We start from the raw sequence: 14,557 nt of genomic DNA, 5'->3' as shown, positions 1-14,557 counted from the left end.
CGTGCGCATGTCCAGCCCGGTAGCTCGGCTTTTATGTCAAACAGGTCCAAACCCGCACATTATTCAATTTGATGCCTGTCCGCGCTTGACCGAAGGAGCGATCGGCTGCGTCGCATCCGGGGACACGCGGATGATGCCGATGCCGCCCGCAATCTCGATCTTCGTGCCGAAGGGCTCGGAAAACTTCTGCAGGTCGGTGAGGATTCTGCGGGCCATTTCCGGCGATGGAGTTTGAGGAATGCTCGATCGTGACCATGGCACTTTGGCATGGTCTGCACCCAGATCGACGGGATAGATCCGAATTTCTGCCAGCCGCCCTTTGTCATACTTTGCCTGCGCAACATAAGCTGTGAGGTTGATATGCTGCTGCAACCAATCGTTGCGCAGTTCGTCTGCCTCGATATTGGTCAAGCCCTCGGGATTGGGCGGGCTATCATCTGAACCAAACCGCTGCACCGAGAAATTGCCCGGATTGTAGAAAATCGGACGGCCCTTGTAGATCTCGATGCCCTGCATGGTGTGGTTGCCACTCCCCAGAAACATGTCCGCCCCATTCTCGATCAATTCGCGCGCCAAGGTGCGCACATAATCGGGTGGGTAATGATCCTGCGAGTATGCCTGAAAAGCATAGCGGTTTTCATGAATGTGCGTGGTGAACACGACGAAATCGGCATATTCCTTGGCATTGCGCACGGCAAGCACCTGCGACTGCCGGTCAACTGTGTTCATCTCGTAGCGAAACTCGCCGGGCTTTTCATCAACAAGGTAATTTTTGCCGAAGAAGCTCAATCGGCCCGGACGGTCATTGGGAAGCGCGGTCGGCCTTGCTACATCGGCTTCATTGCGGCGCGCTACAATCGCGTCGCGCATCGCCTCCAACTGGTCGAACTGCGCCTGCGTTACCGTCATCCATTGCGTCAGCCGCAGGGGATTGAGGCCTGCCTGCTCGCCATTGTCGTTACCGGTCTTGTTCTGGGCGATCGGATCTGTCCCGACCGGGCCGAACGGAAATGCCGCCACCATGGCAACACGGCCCTGAGGCAATTCCTGAAACGCCGGTTGGCGCGCAATCGAGAGGTTAGGGCCATAGCCGGGGCGTTTGATCCCGGCGGCATCAAGATACTTCATCGTCTCGATCTGTTCGTCCGGCCCGCCATCGGCCTCGCCGGGCGCCACCAGATCAAAACCCATGTCGGCAATGTCCGCCGCCACTTCCTTGGGCGCCCAGTTATTCCGATAGCCGTGCGGTCCGGCCCATGTCTGCCGATCGACAAGGTAGACTTCCAGATTGCCAATCGTCGTGTCGGCATCTTTCAGCACGGCCTTGATTGCAGGGCTGATGCGCTTGCTCGCAGGTTCCTGAAAAAGCAGATCGCCGGTAACGGCAACGGTGTAGACCCCGTCCATCTTGTTGCGCAGTTCGTTCTGCAGATCGCGGTAGGGAAATGTCGCTGCGTCAGGAGTTGAACGATAGGGCTGGGCATTGGCCGACTGCAGGCTGATTGCAGCCGCAGCAAGCATCAGGGAACGGCGTGTCGCATGGGCCATGGTTTCAGACATCCATCGTTGTTGTTTTCGTTACGCTTACGGTAACTGGCTTCACTTTCGCGAGCCTTTCATGCGGGCCTTCTTCACTACAAACCCGAAGCGGACCAGCAGTCCCTTACCCCCTTGGCCCTCATCAAGCTGGATCGCTGCGCCTGTGGCTTCGGCGAGCGATCTGACAATGGCAAGGCCAAGGCCGCTGCCATCCAGTTCACGGTCGCGGTTGAGGCGATAAAATCGGTTGAAGACCAGCGGCCGTTGGTCCGTGGGAATGCCGGGACCGTCATCTTCCACCTCGATGAACGCGTGCGACTCTTCCTTTATACAGCGAACCGCTATCCGGCCGCCCGACGGGATATAGCGGATGGCATTGTCGATAACATTGCCGATCATTTCCGATACGATCAGCGGGTCGCCATTGATCAGCATGGGTTCCTCTGCCTCAAGCGTGATCTCTATGCCATTGCGCACTGCATCGGGCGCATGTTCACCGGTCACTTCACGCGCCACTTGGGCAAGATCGAATGATTGGCGCTGGCCAATGCCTGATGCCAGCGCATCATCAGAACGAGCCAGTGCCAGCAACTGCCCAAGCAGCCGCTGTAAACGAATGGCCGCAGATTCCACTTCGGCAAGGGCAGAACGGCCATCTGCGCTTTGTGTGCCATGGCGCCGTACCAGCATCAGGTGCGTGCGTAACGCGGCAAGCGGGGTGCGCATCTGGTGCGACGCATCACCGGTAAAATCCCGCACCCGCCTGATTGACGCATCAAGACGCCCGAGCAGCAAGTTGAATGTGTCCACCAGACCGCGCAGTTCGAACGGGACGCCGGCTGTTTCTATGGGTTGATTGGCTGGAAGATGTGGCTCGCGTTCCGATATCTGCCGCTGCAGTTTCGTTAACGGCAACAACCCCCAGCGGATGGCGGGCCGGATCAGCAGCGCGGCCATGATGACCAGCAAGGCTTCCAGCAACACAAGCCGAAACAACATCGCCCGTGACAGGGCCTGGCGCTCGTCAAGTGTCTCGGCAACTTCCACGATCACGGGCTGACTGTTGCGGGGCAAATACCTTGCCTGCGTTGCGACGCGCACCGGCTGATCAAGGTATCGATCATAACGAAACAGCGTCTCGTCCGCTGAAACGATCGCGCCCTTCACTTGCGGAAAATCCCGATACCCTGTGATCGTATTTGCGCCGATCCTGACCGCATAATAAACGTTATCCCGCGCTGTGTCTTCCAGCATGCCAAACGCACCGGGCGGCACCTCAAGCGTGATCTGCCCGTTTTCGACCGCAACCGTCTCGGCAATGGCATTGACCGATGCGCGCAATACGCGATCGGATGTGCGCTCGCTAAAACCCTGAATGTACCAGGCGCCACCAAGCCCCAGCAGCAGGGCTATTATCGTCAGCGATGAGGCCAGCAGGAATAGCTGCCTGTTGGCCAGGGACCAATTCCGTGCACGCCACATCTAGTTCGCATCCATCATGTAGCCCAATCCGCGCAAGGCCCGGATGGTAGGGCCTGCTGCACCCAGCTTCTTGCGAAGGCGGGTGACATATACCTCGACCGCGTTGGTGCCTACAGGGTCATCATAGCCGAACACTTCTGCCACCAATCGGTCTTTACCCACGACTTTGCCCGCCCGTGACGCCAGCGCATAGAGCACTGACCATTCCCGCTTGCGCAGGTCCAGTTGGTGCCCTGCTACTTGCGCACTGCAGGCCGAAGCATCGCACACCAGCGCACCGACCGTGATCAGCGGTGATGCCTGCCCCATCGATCGGCGGATGAGCGCGCGGACATGGGCAAGCAGTTCTGGCCCGTCAAACGGTTTGCCCAGATAATCGTCAGCTCCAAGATCAAGGCCCTTGATGCGATCCCCCCGCTCATCGCGCGCTGTCAGAATCAGTACAGGCACCGTGCCGCCCCGGCTGCGCAGCTTTTGCAGCGCCTCAAAACCGTCCATGCCCGGTAGGCCGACATCGAGAATCAACAGCTGGTACGGCTCGCTCCCTTCGATTTCGAGAGCCTCCTCGGCAGAGGCTACTGCATCGGTCGCAAAGCCTTCGCTGCGCAGCAAAGAGACTAGGCCCCGCGCCAGCGAGCTATCGTCCTCGACAAGTAGTATGCGAGCCATGGATCAAGGTCTCCGGTCGTGAAAGGCTCACGAAAGCGTGCCGGTTTAATTGGCAGGAAAGGATGTTGGAGTGGAGAGGAAAATGATCGCGAAGGTGCGTCCTGGCAAGGGCGCGTTCCTTCTTGGCTTACTGGCCATCGGAGCTGCAGTTGCTGCAGCGGGCTTTTTGCTGCGCAATATGCAGTTGTCACCTGCTGCAGGCGGGACAGGTACTTTGCTGATCTACAGCTCTACCGATGAAGACCATTTCGCCACCATTCTCTACAGCTTCAAAAAGGCGAATCCGGCCATCCGGGTCGTCTACAAATCGCTTCCTGCGCGCAACGTCTATGATCGTACGCGCAATGAAATTGACCGGGGCGAGCCGGGGGCCGATCTCGTTATCTCGTCATCGATGGACCTGCAGATCAAGCTGGTCAACGATCGCTACGCGCGGGCCTATTCTTCGCCTCATCGTGTTCACCTGCCGAACTGGGCGGTGTGGAAAAACGAGGCTTATGCTGTAACCTCGGAACCAATTGTCATTGGCTACAACAAGCGGCTTCTGACGGGCAGTGAAGTGCCAAGCAGCCATGATGAACTGGCTGCGATGCTGCATAGTGATCCTGCCAGATTCCACAACCGGATCGGCTTGTACGATCCTCAACAAAGCCCGACCGGGTACATGTATATCCGGCAAGACTTGCATTTCGACAACGACAGCTGGGATTTGATCGGCGGTATTGGCCGTGCAGGTCCGCGCCTGTTCACGTCAACCAAGGAAATGATTGATCGCGTCAGCGCAGGCGACCTGATCTTCGCCTACAACATCATCGGCTCCTACGCCCTGCAACGCGCAAAGACCGATCCCAATTTCGGGGTCATCGTGCCACGCGATTATGTCCTGATCGGCTCACGCGTGGCGCTGATCTCGCGAACGGCAATGAACCCTGATGCTGCGCAGCAATTCCTGGATTTCATGCTTTCAGTTGGAGGCCAGAAGCTGCTCGGGAAAAACAACATGATCCCGTTGCGTGCTGATGCTGTGCATGGCGATTGGGGCCTTGGCGGCGCCAATGAACGGGCAATCCACGTCGGGCCTGCGCTGATGGCAGATCTTGATCGCGTTAATCAGGAGCGATTCTTTTCAAAATGGAAGTCAAGCATGGGCCGTTCCCTGAACGCTCAGGCAAAATCTCAAAAACAGGGAGAGGAAAGCAATGAAAAGCCCACTATTGATGAAAGCGTCAGTTAGCCTTCTGGCATTTATGGTAGTAGTTCCTGCAGCGTTCGCGCAGGACGCCGCTGCAACGGCAGCAGCCGGGGTTGACGCTCTGGTAAGCGACGAAGAAATCATAGTCACCGGATCGCGCATCGAGGGCAATTCGACCTTCAAGGCACCCACACCTGTCACCACGCTCAGCCAGGATCAACTGGTGGCTGCAGCGCCTGCAACAATTGCTGACGCGCTCAGATTGCTGCCATCCATCGTGCCTGCAGGTGGCCCGACGGCCGGCGGCGGCACTGCTAACGGCGGCCAGAACTTTATCAACATGCGCGGCCTTGGCAACGATCGCACCCTCGTGCTCGTCAATGGCATGCGTTTTGTGCCAGCAGGCCCCAGCGGCCTGATCGATACGAATCTCATCCCGCAAGGTCTGGTATCGCGCGTTGATGTTGTTACCGGCGGCGCATCTGCCGCTTACGGATCAGACGCTGTTGCCGGTGTTGCCAACTTCGTGATCGACACCCGCTTCAAGGGGCTCAAGCTGGACACCTACCTTGGCGTGTCACAGCAGGGCGACAATCAGGAATTCAAGATTCAGGCCAGCGGCGGTTTTGATGCGCTGGATGGCCGTCTGCGTGTGGTCGCCAGTGGCGAACATTATAACAGCAAGGGCGTTTCTGGCGATGCGCGCGATTTTCGCAGGGTTGCCGGGAACCAGATCCGTAACCCAGCCGCGACAGCGAACTTTATCCGCGCAGACGATGTGCGCACGCCGTTTACACTTGGCGGGCTTGTCGTCGTTGGAGGAGGTGGCACCACAGCCAACAACAACCTGATCAGCGGTTTGAAGTTTGAACAGGGCGGCGGAACCACGGCGTACGATTACGGTCTGAATGCCACCACCGTTCGCGCAACGTCTGGCACCCAAGATGGCGGCGACGGGTACTCGGTCTCGATCGGCCAGGAAATTGTGCGCCCTTTGAAGCGTGATACGGCCTATCTCCACACCGAATTCGATGTGCTCGACGACTTGACGCTGATTGCCGAAGGCAATTACGGCAAGACAGAGTCGGTGTTCGAGAACAGCCCGACGGTGGCAACTCTGACCGTCCAACGAGGCAATCCGTTCCTTGCCGTTGCTGACCCGGCGCTGGTTGGCAGGATGTCGACACTGGGCGTTACCAGCCTTCGCCTCAATCGCCTGATCCTTGAACGTGGCCCGACGCTAACCACGAACAAGAATGAAACCTTGCGCGGCATGTTTGGCATCAAGGCTGAACTGTTTGGATTGAACTGGAACGCGGCCTATCAATATGGCCGCAACGACAACCATTCTGAAACCGCAAACAACCTGATTACCGCCAACCTGACCCGCGCGGTCAATGCGGTGTCATCGGGCGGCCAGGTCGTCTGTTCCGATACCCTTAGCGCTTCGGCCGCAACGCGCGCCGCTGCAGCAGGCTGCGTTGCCTTCAACCCGCTGGGCTTCAACAGCCCAAGCGATCCTGCGCTCGATTATGTATTTGGCACTTCGGTGTTCGATACACGCACCACGCAAAATGTGTTCGATGCTACCGTGTCCGGCCCGCTCTTTGAATTGCCTGCAGGCCCGCTGCAATTTGCTGCCGGCTATGAATGGCGCAAGATTTCGGCAAACACTGTTGCTGATGCACTCTCGCTGACAGGCGCTTACCGTCTGGTAAACCAGCAGAACTTTGCCGGTAGATATAGCATCAACGAATTCTTCGGAGAGCTTCAAGTCCCGATCCTGAAGGATTCGGTCATTGCGCAAAGCTTGGACATCAACCTTGCTGCACGCCACACCGATTATTCCACCAGCGGCGGCGTCGATACTTGGAAGGTTGGCTTCAGCTGGGAAATCAACGACTGGCTCCGCCTGCGTGGCACCCGCTCACGCGATATTCGTGCGCCTAACCTTGAAGAACTCTACGCAACCGGCCGCCAGAACAACATCACCATTATCGACAGTCTGACCCAGCAGACCTACACCGCTGTGCCCAACCAGACGTTCGGTAATCTGGCCTTGCAACCGGAACGCGCCAACACACTGGTGCTTGGTGCAGTGTTCCAGCCGACCTCCAACCTCAACTTTGCGGTCGATTATTATTCGATCAAGATCAATGGCGCGATCCGCTCTATCGGTGGTGCCCAGGCGGTTGAGCAATGCAATCTCAGCAGCCAGACTTCCTCGATCTGCTCCTTCGTCACGCGCGATCCTGTAACCCGGGCCGTGATCCGCACCCAGACCGCGCCCTTCAACCTGACTTCGCAGGAAACCAGCGGGGTCGATTTCGAAGGACGCTGGAAGATTGGTCTGGGCAGCGGCGCCACAAAGCTGACACTCCGTCTGCTTGGTAGCTACGTACATAAGAACATTGTGTTTTCGCCTCTTATCGCCAACCCCGTCAACGATGTGGGTAATCTGATTTCTCAGTCACTTGGCGGAGCAACAAGCCAGCCGCGCTGGCGCGTGACCGGTACGGCCAACTTCGAAACCGGGCCGTTCGCAGCTTATGTGCAAACGCGATATATCGGCGCATTTACTTGGGACAAGACCCGCACCTTGGGCGTCGATACCGATTTCAACTACGTCGCGCCGCAGGTTTACGTTGATACGCAATTGAGTTTCAAAGTCCCGTTCATGGACCACGATCAGGAGTTCTACCTGAACATCCAGAACCTGCTTAACAAGCAGCCCCCGTATGCACCGATCCCTACCGGGGCCACGCCGCTGCCAACCCAGCCGGGACTTTATGATCAGGTTAGGCGCATGTTCCGCGTTGGTCTGCGCGCACGCTTCTAAGCAAACGCTCCCGCCGGCCAGTGCCGGCGGGAGCCATCAGACCATCACCTGCCACACTTCAATACCTTCTTGAAAGGCCGGAGCGCCATGCCTGCATCGACCAATACCAAAGCCGGACGCATGAAGTCCGTGTTCATTGTTTCCAGCGGCAATTTTCTGGAAATGTATGATTTCATGGTCTTCGGCTATTATGCCAAGGCCATCGGGCAGGCGTTCTTTCCATCAGCGAATGCAACTGCATCCCTGCTTCTTGCCTTTATGACATTCGGCGCAGGCTTCCTGATGCGTCCTGTCGGGGCCATCCTGCTTGGATCCTACATGGACCGCCATGGCAGACGGAAGGGGTTGCTGCTTACACTGGCGCTGATGGGTGTCGGCACGCTGACAATCGCCGCCATGCCCGGCTATGCGACCATAGGTCTTGCGGCACCGGCGCTTGTGCTGGTCGGGCGTCTGATCCAGGGCCTTTCAGCAGGCGTCGAAGTGGGCGGCGCATCCGTCTATCTGGCTGAAGTGGCAACGCCAGGGCGCAAAGGCTTTTTTGTGGCGTGGCAATCAGCCAGCCAGCAGGTTGCAGTGATGTTCGCGGCCCTACTGGGCCTATTGCTGAACAGCCTTTATCCGCCTGAAGTGATGAACGATTGGGGGTGGCGCATCCCGTTCGTCATCGGCTCGCTGATGCTGCCGTTTCTCCTCATTATCCGTGGCGCCCTCAAAGAGACGGAACAGTTCGAGAAATCGACACACCGCCCCGATCTCAAAGCGTCGTTCAAGGCAATCAGCGCCAACTTCGGACTGGTCGGCCTTGGCACAGGCATGGTCATGATGACCACGGTCTTCTTCTACATGATCACCGCCTATACCCCTACTTACGGTAATTCTGTGCTTGGCTTTACCGCAGTTCAGGCGATGCTTGTGCCTCTGCTGGTCGGCCTGACCAACTTCATCCTGTTGCCGATCATGGGGGCGCTGTCGGATCGCGTTGGCCGCCGGCCACAGTTGATTGCATTTTCGGCGCTGGCGCTGGTCACCGGCTATGCCGCGCTCAGCTGGATGGTGGCAGAACCATCCTTTGCGCGGCTGATCTGTGTCGAGCTTTGGCTGGCGTTCGTATACGCCGGATATAACGGCGCCATGATCGTCCACCTTACCGAAATGATGCCAAGCAGCGTCCGCACAACAGGCTTCTCGCTGGCGTACAGTCTGGCAACGGCAATCTTCGGCGGATTTACACCTGCTTTGGCCACATGGTTGATAGACGAGACCGGGAACAAGGCGTCACCCGGAATTTGGCTGACGGTCGCGGCAGGCGTGAGTCTTTTGTGCGCGCTTCTGGCGGGAAAAAGCATTGAGAAAACCGAACCCGACCTTCAAGCCCAAGCTGCGTGAAGACTAGCATGTTTCGCAGCGTAGTTGCGTCTCGACAAGGCCGGATGAACTGATTGGTCGATCTTTTGCGGGGACCTTGCATTTGAGGAACAGATAGCGGCTAGGAAATGATAGCCAACACGCAGAAGTCGTTGCCGGTAAGTCTGCCAGCCTAGCTGAACCGAGCAAAGAGAACCTATGCCCTGTCGTAGACTTTGTGAACAATCACCGGAAAGATTTTGGAGCGTCGTAATTTGGGGCGGCAGCCAACACCGTATAGTTCGGGCCAAGAATAGCGGCTAAAGTAAGGCGGTAGGTCCGTATTCCACCCATCTCTAGTGATGTGCGGGGACGATGTTTATTCCCCAAAGCGGTATTGCGGCTTCGGGAGGAATCGGACCTTCAAATTGATCTTCGTGAACGACGCAGTCTGGTCGAGAACTGCCTGACGACAACTGCTTCGGCAGTTCACTAGTTTCGCTCGACTGTCAGCGTTGTAGTTGCCTATGTCCGCTGCAGCGTTGCGCTTTTATATGCAGCTTCGCATACGCCAGCTTCAACGCATCTAAGATAAGGCTGTTGAACGGGGTGATCTCAATCAGGCAAGATTGGCACTGGAGCAAGCTGCGCGTGAGGCAGGAAACACCTTCGTGAGATCGTGAACACGAAGTGCTGGAAGCGTTAACTCGCTCTTTGCGTTGTCGATCCAGAGCATATTGTTGCCGATCGCTATTGGGGCAATGCAGTCACGCGCTCAAGCCCAATAAAGCGGCAGGATTAACCAAATCCTGCCGCTAAGACAGTCACAACCTTGGTTAGCTCGCTCCAAAATTGCATCGCTGGAACTTACCCTTCAATCAGCTTCGATACGCTCACAATGACGATCGACCAACTGCTTTACATGCGCGCGAAATGACTTTCGTTTATTGTTTCTCGACTGTCGTCTTTTCAAGATAGCTGGTGATCTGAAGTACGGTTTCGAGGTCATCAATCGGCGCTGCCACCATCTTCGTGCCGGGATAGTAGGATTGCGGGTTTGAGATGAACGATACCAGTGTATCGCGATCCCATTGGACGCTCGTTTTCGGATCACGCAAGGCCGCCGAATAGCTGTACCCGGGCAACTGCCCCGACCGGCGCGTAGCCACGCCGTTCAGGTTCGGACCGATCTCGCCGGTGGTAAAGCTTCCGGCAACATGACAACTGGCGCAATTCTGGCCGAAGAGTTTGCTGGCGCGTGCTTCGTCATACTTGAAGTTGAACAAGGTCTGCGTGAAGCGCTCCTGATAAACCCCGCGGCTGTTGAAATCGCCTATCATGTCGCCGGTAACCGGGTTCTGGAAGGGCATCGCCACGCGCTTGGCTTCGTCCGCCGAAGGTGCGCCGGGCCGGATGCGGAGCAGGCGTCCCTTTGCGGAGTCAGTAATCGCATATATGTAGCCGTCGGGGCCAGCTGCAACGGATCGGATGCGCTCTTTGAGGTTGTCGAGCAAGGCTTCTTCCTGCACCACAACATTGTCCTTGACGCGCAGGCGTCTGACGACATGGCCCATCAGTTCGCTCGTGAACAGGTCGCCGCGCCAGCGCGGAAACTGTGTTCCGTTGTAGTAGGTCAGGTCGGACGGCGCGCGCGACGGCGACCAGGATGCCACAGGGTCGACGAAGTCGGGATCCTCCTGCTTTTCGGACATAGGGCGCCCAGTATAGTCGAAACCCCAAGTGACGAGCGGCCAACCATAGTTGCCGCCGGGGGTAACAAGATTCAGTTCGTCACCCCCCTTGGGTCCGATGTCGATAACAAAAATTTTGCCGTCCTCGGTGCGGGTGATGCCGGCAGAGTTTCGGAAGCCTGTTGCCCAGATCTCGGGAAGAGCGCCGTCAATCTTGCTGAACGGGCCATTCGGCACCGCGCGACCATTTCTGTCGATATGGATGATCTTGCCTGACTGGTTGTCGAACCGCTGGACCATGCCCCGGTTCCCCTGACCGCCGGAACCGACGCCCACGAGCATCGTCTTGTCGGGCAGGAACAGAATTCGAAGAATGCTGGGACCGCCCGGAGGAGCTGGCCTGGCCGTGCTGAAGATGATCTGCTGATCGGTCAGTCTCTCACCATCAAATCGTGCTTTCAGGATTGAACCGGTTCTGGCGCTGTCGGTGCCTGTTACTATGGTGAGGTAAAGTGTGTTGTTCACGGCAAAGTCGGGATCGAGCTTGACGTCGAGCAGGCCGTCGAAAATGCTGCCGTTCAGCACCTCGGGCACGCCTTCAACTGCCTTTGGCTGCAGCGAGCCCTTCTTCACTATCCGCAATTTTCCAGGGCGCTCGGTGATCAGCATGTCGCCATTCGGCAGCCAGGTCATCGCCCATGGGTGATCCAGTCCATTGACTACTTCTTCGACCCAGTATTCCCGATCTTCGCCGCGGCCGGCGGGCGCAGCGCGTCCCAAGCCCGTCATCAGAAGTGCAGCGCTTGCGATTGCGGCCATCGCCGGCAGGCCATAAGCCCGCACCCGCGCAAGCGCACTTCTGTTCCGCGTCATGACCATCTCGAAAAACTCCTTGCCTGCGCACCTACTTTTGTAGAACGCAAAAATTCCCGCGGACGTTTGCTGCCTGCAGCAGCACTCGAACTGTGCGTTGTCAGCAAAAGCCCTCTTTCGCCTGACTTAAAAAATTGAAATCTATAGTCTTCGACCAAATTCTTCGGACATGATCGGGAATGAAAAGCAGCGATACCGGTAAACCCATGGCGGCCCCCAAACGCCGCAGGTATACGAGCGCGATCATGACCGAGCGGCGCCAGCGCATCGTTGACTGCGCCCACCGCATTCTGGGAGAAGGCAACGTTCCCGCGCTCACGATTGAACGGCTGTGCCGTGAAGCCGAAGTGGCGCCGCGCACGATTTACCGTCTGTTCGGTAACAAGGAAGGCGTGATCCAAGCGACCGTGCAAGACCGCCTGAGCGAGGTGCGGAGGCATCTGGCATCGCGACAGGCTGAATACTCGATCGACGTTGTCTTTGCAGAACTGGACTGGATGGTCTCGGAGATGGAGCGCGACGACGAATACGCCCGGGTCGTCATCGGCTTCTATTTCTCGATGGAGCAGCGTGAAGCGGCCATCCAGGAATTGCGCTCGGTCGCCTACAACCGCTGCCGCAACTGGCTTGACCGTGAGATCGTCGCAGGAAACACCGACGTGCGGCTCGATCTTGAGCGCACTGCCCAGGAATTCGTGTCGATGGAATTTCTGGTCTATCAGCGCTGGGCGATGCGCAAGGTCACAGCCGAACATTGTCGGCTGGAGCTGCACAGCAACTTTCTGAAAATGGCTGCGCTGGTGCTCACAGGGTCTGCCCGCGAAGCCTGCATCGAAATGCTTGTGGCAAAGCAGAAGCAACTCGGCAGCAGCGCAATCGGCGCAGCGGCCTCGACCAACAGGGCGGAACGCGATGCCGGTCTGCAGTTTGCTGGCGCGGTTTCTAACGGGGAAGAGCATAAGCTATGATCTCGTCAGCGCGCCCAGTCTGAAACCACATGTGCTGTCCCGACGCGACAACGACGTACTGACGCCCACCTGCCATGTAGCTCATCGGCGTCGTCTGGCTGCCGCCGGGCAACTTGTCCCGCCAAAGTTCCTTGCCGCTGGCCATGTCGAACCCGCGCAGATAGCCGTCCATGGTTGCTGCGATAAAAAGCACACCCCCTGCCGTGGTGATCGGACCGCCGATATTGGGTGTGCCAAGTTCGACATCGAACCAGAGGGGAACCGGGAACTCGTGATTGATCGTGCCCAAGGGAACGTCCCACAAGGTCTTGCCGGTTGCCAGATCGATGGCCGTAAGCCCGCCCCATGGCGGCTTCGTGCAGGGCGCCCCGAGCGGTGACAGCAGCCATTCGCGCTTAACCTCATAGGGCGTGCCAGCCATGGGCGAGACATCTTCGTGCGCCGAAAGTTGCACCGTACCGCTGCCATCGCCCTGGCGCTTGCGCAGCTTGATCACCGAGGCAACGCGGCTGCTGTTGATGTAATAGATCTGCCGCATAGGATCGATGGCGCCAGCACCCCAATTGGCCCCGCCTGATGCGGCCGGATAAGTGATGGTGCCGCGCTCGGTAATCGGCGTGAACAGGCCCTCGCTGCGATACTGGGCAATCAGATCACGACATTTGGCCCTGTCGAGGAAAGTAAAACCCCAAGCATCGTCTGGCGTTACCTGTTGCGGAACGATCGGCGCAGGCAAACGCGGGCGAGGCTGCGTGGGTGACAGCCATTCGCCGGGTACGCCGCCCTGCGGCACGGGCACCTCGTCGATCGGATAGACAGGAGCGCCGTTTCGCCGGTCTAGGATGAACACATAGCCCTGCTTGGTCGGCTGAACGAGTGCAGGAATCGTCTGACCGTTGCGCACGATATCGATCAGCGTCGGCTGGGCCGGAGTATCGTAGTCCCAGATGTCATGATGAATGAGCTGGCGGGCCCATACCAGCCGGCCGCTGAGCGCATCAAGCGCGACGATGCTGTTTGCATGCCGATTGTCTCCCGGCCTAAGCCCGCCATAATAGTCGGGCGATGCGCTCGAAGTCGGCAGAAAGACAAGACCGCGCTCTTCGTCCGCGGCCATGACCGACCACATGTTGGCCGCGCCGGTGGTATGGCGACTGTCGCCGCCCCACTCGCTGTCTGATCCGCCCTCTTGCGGAATGGGGTCGAATGTCCAGACTGGCGCGCCTGTTCTCACATCAAAGGCGCGAATGATCCCGCGCGGCGCAGCGGCACGGACATTGTCCAGAACCGAGGAGCCGACGATGATCCGGTCGGACACGACTGTTGCCGGAGCGGCCAGCTTGACCTCGCCCTTGTGATGAACCGGACCGGGATCGACACGCACGATCCCCGCTACGCCAAAGTCCGTGCAGGGCTTGCCATTGCGGGCATCCAGAGCGACCAGTTGCAAGTCGACGCTGGCAAGGACGATCCGCGTCTGGCAGGCTGCGCTCTGAGGCAACGTGTTGTCCTGCCATTGCGACAGGCCACGGCAGGCATACTGATCGGGCAGCGCCAGCTGCGGATCGACCTTTGCATCGTAGACCCACTTTTCCTGCCCTGTGACCGGATCGAGCGCGATGACACGCGAGAACGGCGTGCAGGTAATCAGGCTTCCTGAAGCAAGGATCGGCGTCGTCTCATTCGTGCTGTTGGTGAGTTGCGCAGGGTTGCGCCGTTTCAGCTCCCCGGTGTTGTAGCGCCATGCGACTTTGAGATGTGCGACGTTGCCCGGGGTTATCTGCGCCGCTGCCGTATAGCGGGTGCCCGCATTGCTTGCGCCCCATTGTGCCCAATCGGTGTTGGCCGGGCCACCTTGCGGGATCACCAGTGGCGGCAGCGCCGGATTGGCCCGCCACCAAACCGCTCCGACAATCAGAACGATCACTGCAATGATGACAAGCCGCCGACGCTTCAT

General features: G+C 58.2%; 9 protein-coding genes. 4 read left to right on the top strand and 5 right to left on the bottom strand.

Annotated features, from left to right (window positions below; translation table 11 throughout):
- Positions 1–63: 63 nt before the first annotated feature.
- The 3 genes from AC2A1F_RS15980 to AC2A1F_RS15970 form a co-directional block, all read right to left on the bottom strand.
- Complete coding sequence (locus AC2A1F_RS15980; protein WP_484209774.1) at positions 64–1,521, bottom strand: CapA family protein; 1,458 nt, start codon at positions 1,519–1,521, stop codon at positions 64–66.
- A 78-nt stretch (positions 1,522–1,599) separates the two neighbouring features.
- Positions 1,600–3,021 (bottom strand): sensor histidine kinase, encoded by a 1,422-nt coding sequence (locus tag AC2A1F_RS15975; protein ID WP_484209773.1) that lies wholly within the window; start codon positions 3,019–3,021, stop codon positions 1,600–1,602.
- Entirely contained in the window at positions 3,022–3,690 is a 669-nt protein-coding gene (locus AC2A1F_RS15970; RefSeq protein ID WP_484209772.1) for a response regulator transcription factor, read from the bottom strand. It abuts the gene before it with no gap.
- An 82-nt stretch (positions 3,691–3,772) separates the two neighbouring features.
- Between AC2A1F_RS15970 and AC2A1F_RS15965 the strand changes: the two genes are divergently transcribed.
- The 3 genes from AC2A1F_RS15965 (at position 3,773) to tcuC (ending at position 9,110) form a co-directional block, all read left to right on the top strand.
- Positions 3,773–4,924 carry an ABC transporter substrate-binding protein gene (locus AC2A1F_RS15965; protein WP_484209771.1) on the top strand — a complete coding sequence of 384 codons (1,152 nt, stop codon included), beginning with the start codon at positions 3,773–3,775 and terminating at the stop codon, positions 4,922–4,924.
- Positions 4,925–4,937: 13 nt separating this feature from the next.
- Positions 4,938–7,721 (top strand): TonB-dependent receptor domain-containing protein, encoded by a 2,784-nt coding sequence (locus AC2A1F_RS15960; protein ID WP_484209770.1) that lies wholly within the window; start codon positions 4,938–4,940, stop codon positions 7,719–7,721.
- 87 nt (positions 7,722–7,808) lie between these two features.
- The gene (tcuC, locus tag AC2A1F_RS15955; RefSeq protein WP_484209769.1) at positions 7,809–9,110 is read left to right on the top strand and encodes a tricarballylate/proton symporter TcuC; all 1,302 of its coding nucleotides are present in this window, start codon (positions 7,809–7,811) and stop codon (positions 9,108–9,110) included.
- A gap of 902 nt (positions 9,111–10,012) precedes the next feature.
- On the opposite strand, the gene AC2A1F_RS15950 is transcribed toward tcuC, so the two are convergent.
- Positions 10,013–11,638 (bottom strand): PQQ-dependent sugar dehydrogenase, encoded by a 1,626-nt coding sequence (locus AC2A1F_RS15950; RefSeq protein WP_484209768.1) that lies wholly within the window; start codon positions 11,636–11,638, stop codon positions 10,013–10,015.
- 239 nt (positions 11,639–11,877) lie between these two features.
- Here AC2A1F_RS15950 and AC2A1F_RS15945 point away from each other — a divergent pair, with 239 nt between their 5' ends.
- Positions 11,878–12,600: a TetR/AcrR family transcriptional regulator gene (locus AC2A1F_RS15945; RefSeq protein ID WP_484209767.1), complete on the top strand. Its 723-nt coding sequence runs from the start codon at positions 11,878–11,880 to the stop codon at positions 12,598–12,600.
- Here the strand turns inward: AC2A1F_RS15945 and AC2A1F_RS15940 are convergent.
- Entirely contained in the window at positions 12,575–14,557 is a 1,983-nt protein-coding gene (locus AC2A1F_RS15940; RefSeq protein ID WP_484209766.1) for a pyrroloquinoline quinone-dependent dehydrogenase, read from the bottom strand. The genes AC2A1F_RS15945 and AC2A1F_RS15940 overlap by 26 nt on opposite strands.

The organism is Novosphingobium sp. HNCC26BN242 (genome assembly GCF_057180525.1).
The sequence above is the reverse complement of the archived record's forward strand: the minus strand, read 5'-3'. Positions and strand labels throughout refer to the sequence as shown.

What these genes read in the sequence shown, in the direction of transcription:
- AC2A1F_RS15970 (WP_484209772.1), bottom strand. Translation starts at nt 3,690, where the DNA reads ATGGCTCGCATACTACTTGTCGAGGACGATAGCTCGCTGGCGCGGGGC.
- AC2A1F_RS15960 (WP_484209770.1), top strand. Translation starts at nt 4,938, where the DNA reads ATGGTAGTAGTTCCTGCAGCGTTCGCGCAGGACGCCGCTGCAACGGCA.
- AC2A1F_RS15945 (WP_484209767.1), top strand. Translation starts at nt 11,878, where the DNA reads ATGACCGAGCGGCGCCAGCGCATCGTTGACTGCGCCCACCGCATTCTG.
- tcuC (WP_484209769.1), top strand. Translation starts at nt 7,809, where the DNA reads ATGCCTGCATCGACCAATACCAAAGCCGGACGCATGAAGTCCGTGTTC.
- AC2A1F_RS15975 (WP_484209773.1), bottom strand. Translation starts at nt 3,021, where the DNA reads ATGTGGCGTGCACGGAATTGGTCCCTGGCCAACAGGCAGCTATTCCTG.
- AC2A1F_RS15950 (WP_484209768.1), bottom strand. Translation starts at nt 11,638, where the DNA reads ATGGTCATGACGCGGAACAGAAGTGCGCTTGCGCGGGTGCGGGCTTAT.
- AC2A1F_RS15980 (WP_484209774.1), bottom strand. Translation starts at nt 1,521, where the DNA reads ATGCTTGCTGCGGCTGCAATCAGCCTGCAGTCGGCCAATGCCCAGCCC.
- AC2A1F_RS15965 (WP_484209771.1), top strand. Translation starts at nt 3,773, where the DNA reads ATGATCGCGAAGGTGCGTCCTGGCAAGGGCGCGTTCCTTCTTGGCTTA.
- AC2A1F_RS15940 (WP_484209766.1), bottom strand. Translation starts at nt 14,557, where the DNA reads ATGAAGCGTCGGCGGCTTGTCATCATTGCAGTGATCGTTCTGATTGTC.